This window comes from Kaistella solincola (assembly GCF_000812875.1).
Taxonomy (GTDB): domain Bacteria; phylum Bacteroidota; class Bacteroidia; order Flavobacteriales; family Weeksellaceae; genus Kaistella; species Kaistella solincola.
The window spans coordinates 521795-537613 of the sequence record NZ_JSYK01000002.1 but is presented as its reverse complement, the minus strand read 5'-3'; the positions used below and the strand labels follow the sequence as shown (position 1 = coordinate 537613).

12 protein-coding genes are annotated in these 15819 nt (G+C 39.6%); 7 read left to right on the top strand and 5 right to left on the bottom strand.

Annotated elements, in window-relative coordinates; genetic code table 11:
• Nucleotides 1–58 precede the first annotated feature (58 nt).
• The 5 genes from OA84_RS03515 to OA84_RS03500 all read left to right on the top strand — a co-directional run bounded on the left by OA84_RS03515 (nucleotide 59) and on the right by OA84_RS03500 (nucleotide 5485).
• Nucleotides 59–265, top strand: coding sequence for a FeoA family protein (locus tag OA84_RS03515; RefSeq protein ID WP_052252105.1), 207 nt, complete (start codon nucleotides 59–61; stop codon nucleotides 263–265).
• A gap of 36 nt (nucleotides 266–301) precedes the next feature.
• A complete protein-coding gene (gene feoB / locus OA84_RS03510; RefSeq protein ID WP_039342324.1) occupies nucleotides 302–2332 on the top strand; it encodes a ferrous iron transport protein B in 2031 nt (676 codons plus the stop codon).
• Complete coding sequence (locus OA84_RS11445) at nucleotides 2332–2484, top strand: hypothetical protein (RefSeq protein WP_169743477.1); 153 nt, start codon at nucleotides 2332–2334, stop codon at nucleotides 2482–2484. The genes feoB and OA84_RS11445 overlap by 1 nt, the downstream gene beginning before the upstream one ends.
• Before the next feature lie 149 nt (nucleotides 2485–2633).
• On the top strand, nucleotides 2634–4016 hold the full coding sequence (gene glmM, locus OA84_RS03505) for a phosphoglucosamine mutase (RefSeq protein ID WP_039342321.1): 1383 nt from the start codon (nucleotides 2634–2636) through the stop codon (nucleotides 4014–4016).
• 98 nt (nucleotides 4017–4114) lie between these two features.
• Nucleotides 4115–5485 carry a tetratricopeptide repeat protein gene (locus tag OA84_RS03500; RefSeq protein ID WP_039342319.1) on the top strand — a complete coding sequence of 457 codons (1371 nt, stop codon included), beginning with the start codon at nucleotides 4115–4117 and terminating at the stop codon, nucleotides 5483–5485.
• A gap of 60 nt (nucleotides 5486–5545) precedes the next feature.
• On the opposite strand, the gene OA84_RS03495 is transcribed toward OA84_RS03500, so the two are convergent.
• The 5 genes from OA84_RS03495 to ricT all read right to left on the bottom strand — a co-directional run bounded on the left by OA84_RS03495 (nucleotide 5546) and on the right by ricT (nucleotide 12602).
• Nucleotides 5546–6820, bottom strand: coding sequence for a DUF6080 domain-containing protein (locus OA84_RS03495; protein WP_052252089.1), 1275 nt, complete (start codon nucleotides 6818–6820; stop codon nucleotides 5546–5548).
• A 31-nt stretch (nucleotides 6821–6851) separates the two neighbouring features.
• On the bottom strand, nucleotides 6852–8396 hold the full coding sequence (locus OA84_RS03490; RefSeq protein WP_039342316.1) for a protein adenylyltransferase SelO: 1545 nt from the start codon (nucleotides 8394–8396) through the stop codon (nucleotides 6852–6854).
• 63 nt (nucleotides 8397–8459) lie between these two features.
• The gene (locus tag OA84_RS03485) at nucleotides 8460–10835 is read right to left on the bottom strand and encodes a penicillin-binding protein 1A (protein ID WP_039342313.1); all 2376 of its coding nucleotides are present in this window, start codon (nucleotides 10833–10835) and stop codon (nucleotides 8460–8462) included.
• 8 nt (nucleotides 10836–10843) lie between these two features.
• Entirely contained in the window at nucleotides 10844–11296 is a 453-nt protein-coding gene (locus OA84_RS03480) for a gliding motility lipoprotein GldH (protein WP_233701815.1), read from the bottom strand.
• A gap of 4 nt (nucleotides 11297–11300) precedes the next feature.
• Nucleotides 11301–12602 carry a PSP1 domain-containing protein gene (ricT, locus tag OA84_RS03475; RefSeq protein ID WP_039342748.1) on the bottom strand — a complete coding sequence of 434 codons (1302 nt, stop codon included), beginning with the start codon at nucleotides 12600–12602 and terminating at the stop codon, nucleotides 11301–11303.
• Nucleotides 12603–12991: 389 nt separating this feature from the next.
• Between ricT and OA84_RS03470 the strand changes: the two genes are divergently transcribed.
• Nucleotides 12992–14230: an OmpP1/FadL family transporter gene (locus tag OA84_RS03470; protein WP_039342307.1), complete on the top strand. Its 1239-nt coding sequence runs from the start codon at nucleotides 12992–12994 to the stop codon at nucleotides 14228–14230.
• A 12-nt stretch (nucleotides 14231–14242) separates the two neighbouring features.
• The gene (locus tag OA84_RS03465) at nucleotides 14243–15793 is read left to right on the top strand and encodes an SGNH/GDSL hydrolase family protein (RefSeq protein WP_039342304.1); all 1551 of its coding nucleotides are present in this window, start codon (nucleotides 14243–14245) and stop codon (nucleotides 15791–15793) included.
• Nucleotides 15794–15819: the final 26 nt, after the last annotated feature.

Genomic DNA, 15819 nt, shown 5'->3' with positions numbered 1-15819 from the left:
AATTTTAGCCTTGAAAAGAGATATTTCCGATAAATTATGTTGTTTTCCCCGGAAAAAAATGGGGAAGATTCTGGGTTACGAAAATAAGGACCTCATCATGCCCAACAAAATTATTGAAATGGGCCTGCTGCCGAACACTGTTTTTAAAGTCCTTTATCAGGCCCCTTTCAAAGGACCGCTTTATATTGAATTCGGCGACGAGAAAAGCAGGATCGCTCTTCGCGAGGAAGAAGCACGGTTCATTATCGTAGAAAGTTTAACTTAAATATTCTCCCATTTCTTGCAGATCGCGGAGCGTAGAATGAACACTTCAAAAAAACAAATTCTTTTAGTCGGAAATCCCAACGTAGGTAAATCCACTGTTTTCAACATATTGTGCAACAAAAAGCAGAAAACCGGTAATTACGCTGGTGTTACTGTTGCCAGCCATTCCGGCGGTTATGAATATAAGGGCGAGCAAGTAGAAGTTATCGATCTGCCGGGTTCTTACAGCATTTATCCAACTTCCGAAGACGAAGCAATTTTTTCTAAATATCTGATCGACGAACAGCAAAATTATACCGGTGTTGTTTATATTTTAGAAGCTTTAAGCATCAAACGTGGACTGCTTTTATTTCAGCAAATTCAGGATTTAGGTATTCCGGTGCTTTTAGTCGTTAACCAAATTGATCAGGCGCACCGCCGCGGAATTAAAATAGACACCGAACAGCTTTCTAAAGAACTCAATGTTACGGTTTTGGAAGCAAATGCAAAATTCAATCAAGGGATTGATGAGCTACGCGAAGAAATTTTCAAACAAAGTTTCAGCAAATCTGAAACGGTTTCTTTTGATATTCCGACAGAGCATAAAGGTCTCGTTTTCAAAATTTTAGAAGAAACCAAGGAAGAAAATCAATATAAAATCTGGACTTTACTTTCCTCCGATACCTATTTGGGAAAACTGGAAACGGTGAATGACCAAATCGATAATGATGAGGTTAAATGCTTGGTTCGGAAAAGATTACAAACTCAGGAAACCATCCGGCGCTATCAGGAAATCGATAAAATAATCGGTAAAGTTTTAGCTAAAAAACCGCAGTTCAAAGAATTGCTCACCGAAAAGCTTGACAAGATTTTGGTTCACCCAATTTGGGGTTATGCAATTTTTGGGCTTGTTTTACTGGTTATTTTCGAAAGTGTCTTTTTCCTCGCCGAATATCCAATGAACTGGATTTCCGAATTTTTCCTTTGGTTTTCCACCTTTGTAAGCACACAACTTCCGGAAGGTCCGATAAATTCTCTGGTCTCAAACGGTATAATTCCAGGGATTGGTGGCATCGTGGTTTTTGCCCCTCAAATCGGCATTTTATTGTATTTTCTCTATTTACTGGAGGATTCGGGTTACATGTCGCGCGTCATTTTTCTCATGGACCGTTTTCTGCGTCCGTTTGGTTTGAACGGTAAAAGCATCGTGCCGCTGGTCTCTGGGACGGCGTGTGCAATTCCGGCAATTATGTCGACGCGGAATATTGAAAACGTAAAAGAAAGGCTCATCACCATTCTCGTGACGCCTTTTATGACGTGTTCTGCGCGGCTTCCGGTTTACAGTATCATCATTGGTTTAATAATTCCCGACAAATATTTTATCGGAATGAGCTACAAAGCTTTGGCTTTAATGGCGATGTATTTCCTCGGATTTTTCACCTCATTAATGGGAGCATTAATCCTGAAAAAAATTATTAAAAGCAAAGGAACTTCTTTCCTGGTGATGGATTTGCCTTCGTATAAAATGCCGCTATTCGGTTATGATTTTAAAATTGTTTTAGGTAAAGTCTGGGAATTTATCACCGGAGCCGGAAAAATTATTTTCCTTTTCAGCATCGTGATTTGGTTTTTCAGCTATATCGGCCCGAAACAAAACGCTCAGGAATTTGTGGCAACCGATGTAAAACTTGAAAATTCTTACCTTGCCAAGATGGGGAAATCCATCGAACCTGCAATTGCACCGTTGGGTTATGACTGGAAAATGGGCGTCGGAATACTCACCAGTTTTGTGGCGCGTGAAGTGTTTGTTGGCACAATGTCAACGCTTTACAGCTTAGATGAAGAAGCTCCCGAAGGAACAATTATCGATAAAATGCGCAGCGACGTAAAACCGAACGGCGAAAAAGTTTTCAGTTTTGCTACCGGAGTTTCAATCCTGTTTTTCTATGCTTTTGCAATGCAATGTGTGTCTACTTTAGCCGTTGTATATAAAGAAACCAAGTCCTGGAAATGGATGCTGGCGCAACTTTTCGGTATGTCGGGTCTGGCTTATATTGCTTCATTAATTGTCTATCAAATATTAAAGTAATGGATAATTCACTTCTTTTTCAATACCTTATTATTGCTGTAATCGTTTTGGTTGCAGGATATTCTCTGTCTAAAATCATCGCGCGGAATTTCAGTTCGAAAAAATTTAAATCCAAAGGAAAACCCGGTTGCGACCGCGATTGCTGTAGTTAAAAATTCCGGGCTAAAACGGCTGATTTTTAGCTTTTAAAAATTTTCATTTTGAAAAAAAAGCCGTTTTAAGGCGCTAATTTCTTTTCCATTTAATTCGTAATTTTGCACATCGAAAAAACACACGCACTTCGTGCTAAAAAATTGAAAATATGTCTTTAATAAAATCTATTTCCGGAATCCGCGGCACCATCGGCGGTAAAGTTGATGAAAATCTCACGCCGCTTGATGTGGTGAAATTTACTTCCGCCTTCGGAACCTGGCTTCAAAACAATAAAAACAAAAAAGATTTAACCTTGGTTGTCGGCCGGGATGCGCGGATTTCCGGTGCGATGGTAAATTCTTTAGTGACTGCAACTTTGCAAGGTTTAGGAATTAATGTCATCGATTTGGGACTTTCCACAACACCAACGGTGGAAGTAATGGTGCCGGAACTTCAGGCAGATGGCGGAATTATTCTTACCGCTTCACACAACCCGAAACAGTGGAACGCGCTGAAATTATTAAACGACAAAGGGGAATTTATCACAGGCGAAAACGGTACTGATGTTTTAGCTTTGGCTGAAAGTCAGGATTTCGATTACGCTGAAGTTGATGATTTAGGCAAATACGAAACGCGCGACGACGCTTTTGATATTCATATCCAGAAGATTTTGGATTTACCAATGGTTGACGCAGAAGCCATTAAAGCCAAGAAATTTAAGGTTGTTGTTGATGCTGTAAATTCTACGGGTGGAATTGCCATTCCACAATTATTGGAAAATCTGGGCTGCGAGGTCGTAAAATTATATTGCGAACCAAATGGACATTTTCCTCATAATCCCGAGCCGTTGAAAGAGCATTTGGGTGACATTTGCGATCTCATGAAAACGGAAAAAGCTGACGTCGGAATCGTCGTAGATCCGGACGTTGACCGTTTGGCTTTGGTAGATGAAAATGGTGAACTTTTCGGTGAAGAATACACTTTGGTCGCGGTTGCAGATTACCTTTTGAAAAATAAAAAAGGCGTAGCAATTTCCAATCTATCTTCCAGCCGCGCTTTAAGAGATGTTGCAAACAGTCACAATTCAGAATATTTTGCGAGCGCCGTGGGCGAAGTAAATGTGGTGACTTTAATGAAAGAAAAAAACGCGGTAATTGGCGGTGAAGGAAATGGTGGAATCATCTATCCGGATTTGCATTACGGCCGCGATTCTTTGGTTGGTGTAGCGCTTTTTTTAACGCATTTGGCAAAAGAAAACAAAACGGTTTCCGAACTTCGCGCAACTTACCCAAGTTATTTCATGGGTAAAAAGAAAATTGAACTCACGCCGGACATCGATGTGGATTCACTTTTAACAAAAGTGGAAAAAGAGTATCAAAAGGAGGAAATTTCTACTGTGGACGGTGTAAAAATCGATTTTGAAAATAACTGGGTTCACCTCAGAAAATCAAACACCGAACCGATTATTAGAATTTACACCGAAGCTTTTTCTCAGGAAGAAGCAGATCAGCTGGGCGACCAGATGATTGCAAAAATAAGAAGTCTGATTTAAACAGATTTTTTATTAAATTTAATAAATGTTTAAGTAAAAGGTTTTTCCGAAGGTTGCAAGCGCAATTCCTCCATCGGAAATAACCGTAAAATATACTATTGGAAGAATTTTTTGAAAACGAACTAGTACAACGGTTCGAAGCAATGATAGAAAATAATGACGAATTGTACTTCGAAACCGAAGAATACGAAGAAATCATTATTCACTACCTGGAAATGGGCGATATTTCGTTTGCCGATATGGCGACAAAATATGGCCTTAAAATCCATCCCAATTCTATCGACCTTAAAGTAAAACAATTCGAGGTTTTTCTTGAACTTGAAAAATATTCGGAAGCCAAGGAATTAATGGCTGAACTAAAGGAAAGCTGCATGGAAAAAACAGATTTTCTGGTGTGCTGTGCGAAATATTATTCAAATCTTGGAAACCCGCGACGTTCCATTGAATATTGCGAATTTGCGCTTGAACTCGGTGAAGAAGAAAACTTCCTGCACAACTTTATCGCAGACGAATACGTAAACCTTGAAGATCCATTCAAGGCACTGAAACATTATAAACTCGCACTGACATTCGATCCGCAGGATGAATATTCGTTAGAAAACATTATGTTTTGCTACAACCAGCTGAAAAGAGGCGATGAAGCCATCGAATTTTTGAATGGTTATCTGGATAAATATGCTTTTTCGGAAACTGCTTGGTACGAATACGGTCAGTTTTACTTCAATAAGAAAAATTACGAAGAAGCCATCAGAGGTTTTGATTATTTATTGGCGATCAATTCCCAATCCGTGGGCGTTTATGCGAATAAAGCGGCGTGTTATGAAGCGATGGGCGAGTGGCTAAAAGCCATCGCAGTCTATGAAGAAATGTTGACGCTAGAATATACCAAATCTTTCACTTTCTATAAAATCGGTTTGTGTTACAAAGAGAATAAACAACCTGTTTTAGCTCTGAATTTTTTCCAGAAATCACTTCGCGATGACCCGCAATTTTATATGTCGATGATCGAACAGTCGTATGTGTACGAAGAAATGGGCAGCATGAAGGAAGCGTTGCATTTTGCGAAAGAGGCAGTTTCGCTGAACGACACCAATATGGAATATCAGAAAAGGTTGGCTTATCTTCACATTGAAGCTGGTGAGTTTGAAGAAAGTTTAATTTGTCTGAAAAAATTGGTGGATTTCGAACCGAACCGTTTTTATAACTGGTACGCGCAATCTGAAGTTTTGATGCTGATTGGTGAATATGAAGAAGCAATTGCGGTGCTTTTGAACGGTACAAAACTTCATAACAGAGCAGAACTTTATTATCAGTTAAGCAACTGTTATTTCCACCTGAACAACCAGAAAAAAGGCAGAAATTCGCTTGCAAAAGCGCTGGAACTCGATCCGCAGCTTTTGGATGATATGCAGCAAAAATATCCTTTTATTAAAGAGGAAGTTGATAAAGTAAAAGCCAAAAAGAAATAAAAACTTTTGGTTAAAATGAAAAAAAAACGTGCTTTTAGCTCGTTTTTTTTGTTTTGATACTTAGCGGTAATACAAATTAAGGAACTGGAAAAATTCCGTCATCCGGTACACATTATTAAAAGCTAAATAGGCAAAAAGTATCCAAATAACGACGAATAAAATGGAAATCATTTTAGCAGAATTGCGGTAAGCGTAAAAAAGCCAGCCGATCATCAGCGGAAAAATGAAAATAAAATGTCCACCGTAAATATACGAAGTGTGAAGCCCGAATTTTAAAATACAGTGAATTGAAATATCCACTAAAAACGACAGCATTAATACCTGTACCAGCTTATTTTTAAAGTTCTTTACATAACTCCACAACACCAAAACCAAAATGATTCCCGTGAAAATGTACGGAAGTGCTGTGGTAAAAACATCCATGAAAATTGCTTTGTATTCAAAGCCTTTTTTGTTGTGATAATCACGCAGAATGAAGGAGCTGAAAAGCATATTTCCACCAAAAAACCATGAAATTATCATATCCCAAAGCGGTGTAACTTTTGGTTTCGAAAATTTTTCAAGCTGTTCTGTGGATTTTTCGAAAAAATTCAGGAACTGAAAGTTTAAGCGGTACATAAACAGCAAAACAAAAGCTGCCACCGAAAGTGCTACACGCAATACCAAATTGCCAAATTTTCGCCAGTTCCGGAACACTTTTTCTTCAAACAGCAACGGAATATACACTTTAACAATATTAGTCACGGTTAATCCTCCAACAGCAATTCCGGAAAAAATCAGTGCAGAGGCCGGAATTTTTTCATTTTTTCTAAGCTTCAGCGCCGCGTAATAATTAAACAGCATTAAGAAAAATAAAGTATAAGTGTATGTTTCCGGTGTAAAAGAAAGCAAAATCGGTGTGCTGAAAAAAGCAAAAAAAATGGTGATTAAGCTCGAAATTTTTTTCGGTAAAGTGATAATGTTTTTCAGATATTTATAAATCTGAATTAAACTTAAACTCACCGCAAGGTTGCTGCACCAGGCCAAAACCAGCCGGAAGATTTCGTTTTTTTCACCGTTTGAAAACAAAAGTGTAAACTCCCGAATCCAGGTGAAAAAATAATTGGCAAACGGATGTCTTTCGAAACCGCCGCCGGTCATCACAATCGCACGGTTATCAAAGCTGAAATACGCGTCCCACGGAATTCTGTTATCAAAAATAATGCGGTAATCTATGGCGATTATGGTTCCCAGAATGCCGTAGGCGCTGAAAAAAATCAGGAATAAGAGCAGCTCAAATTTTGTTTGCGGGAAAACAGTACGCAGTAAATCTGTAAATTTTTGTTTGAAATCCAAAGTGAAATTTTAGCTGCAAAAATAGGCAATTTTAGGAACTGCACGACAAGGTTGAACAGCCGGTTTGGCCATCGTAGAAAGATGGCCTTTTAACCGAAAATTCGGGATAAATTTCTTCGTATGGATTTTCTAAAGCGTGCTGCAATTTATTTAAAAGATCTTTTTTGCCTTCATTTAATTCATTGATACATTCAAAAAGCAGGTAATTTCGAAGGATAAATTTTGGGTTGGTTTTTTGCATCAGCTCCAAAGATTCTTCTTTTGAAATCGTATTTTTCGAAAATCGACCAAAATATTTTTCGAGAAAAGAGTCAAATTTTTCAAGATTTTCCGTCGTTGGTGATGCGTAAAAAACATCTTTGAAATATAGTTTGCTCTCTTTTTCTTGTGTGAAAGTTTCCAGCTGTTTGAAAAATAAGGTGTAATCCAAGGTTAAATCCTGCATGAGCTGTTGCACTTCGGTGAAAAAAGCGGCGTCGCCTTCCAGTACTACATCAAAGCCAAATTTTTTCGCCATCATTTCATCGTGTTTTTGCCAAAAACGTTCGTTGAAATTATTCAGCGTTTTTTCCAGTTGTTGCTCATCTTTAATTAACGGATAAAGCGCATTTGCTAACTGCCAAAGGTTCCATTGGGCTATTTTCGCCTGATTTCCAAAAGCGTAACGTCGGCCGGGTAAGTCGGTAGTGTTTGGGGTAAAATTCAGATGGTATTCATCTAAAAAAGAAAACGGTCCATAATCGATCGTCAGCCCAAGAATCGACATGTTGTCGGTATTCATCACGCCGTGTACGAATCCCACGCGGTACCATTCTACAATCATATCCGCGGTTAAATCAGAAATTTTCTGGAAAAATTCGGCATATTTTGTAGAACTGTTTTCATCGATTTCCGCGAAATAATTTTTGATGGCAAAATCGGCTAATTTTTGCAAAGTAGCTGTTTCCTTCTGCGCTGATAATAATTCAAAATGACCGAAGCGCAAAAAGCTCGGTGCTGTCCGCATCATGACGGCGCCTTTTTCGTACGCCGCATTTCCGTCATATAACATATCGCGAACCACCTGCTCGCCGCTCAGCGAAAGCGAAAGTGCGCGCGTTGTCGGAATACCGAGATGGTGCATCGCTTCACTCATTAGATATTCCCGCACGGAAGAGCGCAGCACCGCACGACCATCAGCATGTCTGGAATACGGAGTTGCGCCCGCACCTTTCCACTGAAGTTCTGTTTTTTTGCCATTTTCATTGGTTATTTCACCGGCAAAAATTGCGCGTCCATCGCCAAGCTGTCCCGCCCAGTTCCCAAACTGATGTCCGGCGTACGCCGTAGAATACGTTTTAATATTTTCCGGAAGTGCAGAAGCATTTAAAAAGTTCAGATCATCCTGGTTTTCAATTTCACCCAAACCGATTTCCTGCGCTAACTTTTCATTAAAAATAATAAGTTCCGGCTTTTCAAAACCCACGATTTTAACGGTTGAAAAGACCATTTTTGGCGTTTGGCGCTGCTGAGGATTTCCGGACAAATCACCCGGAAAAATTTCGAAATATGGTTGTGTTATACGGTCTAAATTCATGTATCAAAGGTAAAAAAAATCCTTCCAAATTACTTTGAAAGGATGATATGAGTAAAATAGAAGTTATTTATTAAAATCAATTTCGTCGCCGGTATTGATTTTTTCGTTGACATTTTCCTTTTTTTTCGCCGGAGATTTTTTCGGAACGTTAACTGGTTCTTCAGCTTTCGGATTTTTAATTTCATCGATAGTTTGCAGCGCGCCTTCGTCACCATAACCGCCGAGTCCCTGTAAATCAGTACAGCTTCCGGTCCAGTTGGAAGGTTTTACAAACTTGTCTTCAGGTGAAACTTCGAGGTCTTTATTGGCCCAGACTTTTTTCATATAAATCGCCCAAACTGGTAATGCCATTTTTGCACCCTGACCTTCACCCGTTCCGCGGAAGTGCGCCGCACGGTCTTCCCAGCCAACCCAGACTCCCGTCGCAAGATTTGGTGTAATACCCATAAACCAACCATCAGAGTTGTTTTGTGTTGTTCCGGTTTTGGCGGCAATTTCAATTCCTTGCGGAACTCCGCGACGACCGAGTTCGCCTGCACCGGTACCATATTCGGCAACACCTTTCATCAAATCGATCATGGTGTAAGCGTATAATTCGTTCATTACTTCTTTGGTCACTGGTTTCACCTCTTTAATCAAACGGGAGTTGGCATCTTCAATACGCCAGATCATTTCGGGTTTAATGTAGTTTCCGTAATTTGCAAAAGTACTGTAGGCGCCAAGCATTTCGTAAATGGTAATATCCGAAGATCCTAAAGCAACGGCGTATTCGTTTGGAATTTCTTCAGTGACGCCCAAATCACGCGCTGTCTGGATTACACTTTTTACGCCGGTCATCTCAATTAGGCGCACGGCAACCGGGTTTTTAGAGTGGGCTAAGGCATCACGAAGTGTCAGCATTCCGCCGGAGCCTTCTACGCGCCACGTTCCTTTGGTGTAAGTTGCGTTAGAAACGGTTGAACAAGGCGTCATCCCTAATTTCATAATCGCAGTAGCGTAAACAAATGGTTTAAATGTAGAACCAACCTGTCTTTTTCCCTGCTTGATGTGATCGTACTGGAAATGCTGCCAGTTAATCCCGCCAACCCAAGCTTTAATTTCGCCGGTTCCAGGAACCATAGACATTAATCCCGCCTGCGCGATTTGCTTGTGGTATCTGATGGAATCCCACGGCGACATTTCTACTTCTTCTTCACCATCCCAGGTAAATCTGGAGGTTTTGATCGGGGTTTTAAAATCGATCATGATGGAATCTTCCGAAACGCCCGCGTTTTTAAGCTGCTTATAGCGGCCTGTACGCTTCATGGCCTGAACCATGATGGAATTGATCTGTTTGTCATCAATTAAGTAGAACGGACGGTCTTTACGGCCGCGCTGTTCAGCATCAAATCTTTTTTGAAGGTCGGTTAAATGTTCTTTAATAGCTTCTTCAGCATAAACCTGCATTCGTGAATCCAATGTGGTATAAATCTTTAAACCATCTTTAAAAATATTGAGTCTTTTGCCTGTTTTTTTCTCAAAATCTTTAATATAGCCTTCGATTTCCTGTCTCAGATAAGATTTGTAATACGCGGAATATCCGTCGTCGATGGTTTTTATAGGATGAAAATCTGTTTGAATTGGTGTTGCTACGGCTTTTTCATAAGTTTGCTGATCCAAATATCCGGTTTTCAGCATTTGGTCTAAAACCACATCTCTTCTGCGTTTCGCGCGGTCCGGATTTCTCAAGGGATTATTCGCAACCGGCGCTTCCAACATCGCCACAAAAGTAGCTGCCTCCGGAAGTGTAAGTTCCGGCGTTTTTTTGTTGAAATAAATTCGCGATGCCATTTCAATTCCGTTTGCGTTATTTACAAAATCGAACTTGTTGAAATAGAGCGTAATAATTTCTTCTTTGGTGTATCTTTTTTCAAGACTTACCGCAACAACCCATTCTTTGAGTTTTTGAAAAACACGCTGAACGGTGTTCTGGGAAGCTGTTCCGGTAAAAAGAAGTTTTGCCAACTGCTGGGTAATGGTGGAACCACCACCACGCTGACCACCAAATGCCACGGCACGCGCAACGGACTGTAAATCAATTCCTGAATGTTCTTTAAAGCGCTCATCTTCTTTTGCCTGTAAAGCGTAAATTAAATACGGTGGAAGCTGCTTGTAAGTAACAGGCTGCGTTTTTTCTTTTTCGAATTTTCCTAAAAGTTTACCGTCTGAAGAGTAAATTTCCGAAGCAACATAGATATCTGGATTTTCGAGTTCCTTCACATCGGGCATATCACCAAGAAAACCCTGTGAAACCGCAAAAAATAATCCGGCAATGCCTACAACCAGGATGGCAAGTCCCATCCAGATCATTTTTACCCACTTTTTCCAGCCGGTATTCCGGGTTTTTTTGGGAGGAAGCGGAAACTGTGTTTTATTTCCTTTATTCTGTGTGTTTTCCATAAATACTTTTACGGTTTCGCTGTATTAATTTTAACGCCAATATCTTCTATACCCGGCAATTTTTCCTGACGCATAGCCTGTTTGATGCCGATGGAATAATCGCCCACATTCGGGAATTTATAATTTACTTTATACTGAAAAAGGATTTCTTTGGTATCTCCAAAGCCTTTACCTAACCAGGTGCCGTTTGGTTCCGCTAAAATATAATTCAGCGTATCAGTGCTTTTGGTTTTGGTTTTATTGTTCAGAAAATCAACGATTAAGCGGATATTGCTGTACGGATAGTCATTATTATTTCTTACCACAAATATAATATTTCTGGACTCTTGATTATCGGTAATATTAAAGTTAAACTTCTGTTCAGCATTTTTATCCCAAGTGCCGTTAAGACCTTTGAGTTCCACATATTCTGAATTATCACCACAACTTAGCAAAATTGCAATAACGAAAAAAAGGCTCAAAATGTTATGTATTTTCATCACGTTTGGGCGGAGTCTTCTTTTTAAATTTTTTAGCCTGCGGTTGAGCAGGTTTCGCATTTTCGGTTGGTTGCTTTTCGCGGCGCGGCTGATTTCTCTTTTCCGTTTGATTTTGGTTTTCAGCTGGTTTTCGGTTTCCGCGAGGCTGATTTTGGTTTTGGTTATTCGGCCTTCTTTTCTGGTTTTTTCCAGAATTTCTGTCCCGTCGTTCGAAACGGTCCACATTGTTTTCCTGAATTAAATCTACAGATTTTACCGGAATATCATTGGTTTTTAATTCTTCCAGAGGCGGCGCTTTTTCACCTTTTTTATTCTGAGACAGCAATTTTTTAACTTCCTGAACATCAAGATCGTACCAAGCCATGGAATGATCTACATAAGCAAACCACATTCTTTTTTTGAACACATCGATTTTAATGCAGAACGCTTTTCCTTTAACGGAATCAATGGTAGAATTTGAAGAAGGAAAATCGCTGAGCGCATCCAAATAACTGTCGAGCTCGTAATTTAAACAGCACTTTAATTTTCCGCACTGGCCAGCTAATTTTTGCGGATTAATACTCAATTGCTGATAACGCGCGGCGTTGGTATTCACCGAACGGAAATCTGTCAACCAGGTAGAACAGCAAAGTTCGCGTCCGCAGGAGCCAATTCCGCCAATTTTTGCGGCTTCCTGACGGAAACCAATCTGTTTCATATCAATTTTAGTACGGAAAAGTGACGCGTATTCTTTAATCAACTGCCGGAAATCTACGCGATTTTCTGCAGTATAATAAAAGGTAACTTTACCGCCATCGCCCTGATATTCAACATCAGAAATTTTCATATCCAGGTTTAAAGCATACGCAATTTTACGTGCCTGTATTTTTACGCTTTCTTCTTTCGCGCGGTATTCCTGCCAAACCTCAATATCTTTTTGGTTGGCTAAACGGTAAATTTTCAGTGGGTTATCTTCAGTGACGTATTTTTTCTTCATCTGAATTTTAACCAATTCTCCTGTAAGGCTTACTACACCTATATCGTGACCCGGGCTGGATTCTACTGTGACGATGCTTCCGATATGAAGCGGCAATTTATTTACGTTTTTATAGAAAAATTTATGATCGTTTTTAAATCTAACTTCCACAAAATCAGTTTGTGACTGCGACGGATTGTTAATATCCGAAAGCCAATCAAAAACACTTAATTTATAACTATTGCCACACGTATCTACACTTTCACACCCATTTGCAGATTTCGTTCCGCAGGAATGGGAAGAATCGCCGGATGTTTTGCATCCACAACTCATATTTTTATTTTTTGTAATAAGCTGCAAATTTAGTATAATTTTTTTGGTATCGGCCAAAGGGCATTCATTTCCATCGGTTATTTTTCAAAATGCATTAAAAATGGTAATTATTTATGATATGTTCAAATATTGTCTGCTTATTATGCTAATCATATAATTACTGAATTTAAAAATTCGGTGCTAAAAAGGCATTTTATTTAAATTAAACAAGTGCTGTTACATTTTTAGCTAAAAAGCAAAAATTGCCTGTTCTAAAGGGGAATTTTTATTAATTTCTGAGCGCAGCCTTTAAACGACTGGCATTTAACCAAATATGTTTGAAATAAATTAAGAATAATTAACAATTGTTTAAAAAATAATTTTATATTTGGAACATTAATAATGATTTTATGAAAAAAATAGTTGTAACAACAGCATTGTTGGCCGGCGTTCTTTCCTATGCCGGTGGCTTTAGAGTTTCTTTACAGGGTGTAAAGCAGTTGGCCATGGCACACACCAGTGCTCATACGGAAGATGCGAGTGTAACATTTTTCAACCCTGCGGGAATGTCTTTCATTCCGGCAAAATTAAGTGTTGCAGCTGGAGGTTTTGGCGCACAGTCCACAGTGACTTACCAAAATATGTCAACGCTACAGTCTTATGAAACAGACAGTCCGCTTGGAACACCTATTTATGCTGCAATTGCATATAAAGTTTTAGATAATGTATCAGTTGGTTTCAACTTTTCTACGCCATTCGGAAGTACTATTGAATGGCCTTCTGACTGGGCGGGTCGCGAGATCGTACAGCGTCTGGAGCTGAAAGCTTTCTATTTCCAGCCGATGGTTTCCTTTAAATTATCACCGTGGGCATCTGTTGGTGGTAGCTATATCTACGCAAAAGGAAGTGTAAACTGGGACAAAGCGGTAACGCAGTTGGGCGGAAGTTTAAATCTTACCGATGACCAGGCTTCCGGAAGTGGTTTCGGTGTTGGATTCTATATTAAACCAACCGAAAAATTAGATGTAAGCATCGCGTACCGTTCACCAATCGATATGAAAGCGGATAACGGAACCGTAAGTTTCAATATTTCTCAGGCTTTATATCCGAACTTGGGTCTTGATGCTGCCGGTACAGATTCATTTAAAGCAACTTTACCTTTGGTTGATGAATATACAGTAGGTCTTACTTATAAAATTACACCGAAATGGTTGGTTTCCGGAGACTTTAATTACAGCGGTTGGGACCGTTATAACGAACTTACTTTAGATTTCGAAAACGCACCAATCGGTAATCAGCCAAATGATGCAACCATTTTGGTAAGCCCGAAAAACTTCAAAAGCACACGCACCTACAGAATCGGAACTCAATACCAGATTAATGATATGTTTGCTGCACGCGCAGGATATTATTATGACGAGTCACCATACTCTGACAAAAATTTCCAGGCAGAAACGCCATCATTTGATTCCAATGTATTTACTGCAGGTTTAGGAATTAATGTTTTCAAAGGTTTCGGAGTGGATCTTGCGGGTGGACTTGCTTTCCCAAAAACCAGAATGGTTGAAAACGATTACAATAACTTCTACGGACAGGCTAAAGCGAAAGCTTATTATTTTGGTTTAGGTCTTTCATATAACGCATTTTAAGATTAATAAATTATGAAAAAAATAGTATATTCAACCCTGGCAGTAGCAGCATTATTGAGCACTGCGAGTTGTAAGACAGATTTTGAAACAGATGTTGCAAATATTGCTGTAACAAGCGGCACCGCAGATTTCAGCAAATATGTGGCAATTGGTAATTCATTGACTTCAGGTTACCAAGATGGTGCTTTGTACATTGATGGACAAACTCAATCTTTCCCTTCAATGATCGCTCAACAGATGGCCTTAGCCGGTGGTGGTGTCTTCAAGCAACCTTTGATGGCAGATAATTTAGGTGGTATTCCGTCTGTTGGATTTTCCAACAAAAGAATTTTAACTCCAACACTTGGTTTGGCGATCGCACCGGGAACGGGCGCGACAACTTTAGCAAATATTTATAGCGCGGGTCCTTATAATAATATGGGAGTTCCGGGAGCAAAATCTTTTCACCTTGTTGCACCGGGTTACGGTAGCGCAGCAAATTTAGCTGTTGGAGCAGCAAATCCGTACTTCGTGCGTTTTGCCAAAACACCAACCTCAAGCGTTATTGGTGATGCAATGGAGCAAAAACCGACGTTCTTCTCGCTGTGGATTGGTAATAACGATGTTCTTTCTTACGCAACAAGTGGCGGAACAAATACCACATCAGATAACAAAGTTGTTGCAGCAGTTGACCAAACAGGTAATATGAACCCTGCAACCTATAAGTCTAATGATATTTCTGATCCTACTCTTGTTGCGGGTGTAATCAAAAGCATGCTTGATGGTTTGAAAAGTGTAGGAGCTACAAAAGGCGTAATTGCTAACATTCCGGATGTAACAAAAATTCCTTACTTCAACCGTGTTCCTTATAATGCAGTCCCTTTAGACGCTGCAAAAGCACAGGCTTTAAACGCTGGCTTATATCAGCCATTAATCGGAGCGCTTACTTACTTAGGTGCACCAGACCGTTTTTCAATGGTAAAAGCAGGAAATAATCCGGTAATTATTGTGGATAATTCTTTACCAAACTTATCAGCACAGCTAACCGCAGTTTTAGCAGCAAACGGATATCCGGCAACACAGGCAGCATTTTTAGGAAATGCTTTTGGTCAGGCTAGACAGGCGAAAAAAGGAGAATTGATTCTTCTTACCGCTTCAAATGTTTTAGGTCTTGATGCACTTACAAATGCACCTGCAACAGCAACTTCACAGTTTATTTACGGAGCATCTTTCCCAGTAGGCGATCAATACTCTTTAACAGCAACTGAAGTTGGTAAAGTGGCAAAAGCTGTAACAGCATACAATAAATCAATTGTTGCTTTAGCGGGTACTTACGGGCTTGCTTTCGTAGATGCTAATACTACAATGGGTGAACTTAACGCAACCGGCGGTATCCAGTTTGATGGCGTGAAGTATACTTCAACATTTGTAACCGGTGGTTCATTCTCACTGGACGGTGTACATCCAACAGGACGCGGATACGCAATCTTAGCTAATGAATTTATCGAAGCTATTAATGATAAATACAAATCTACTTTACCAAAAGTAAATGTAAACAGCTATTCCGGCGTTACTTTCCCTTAAAAAAATCGGGACTAATTAAACCAAAT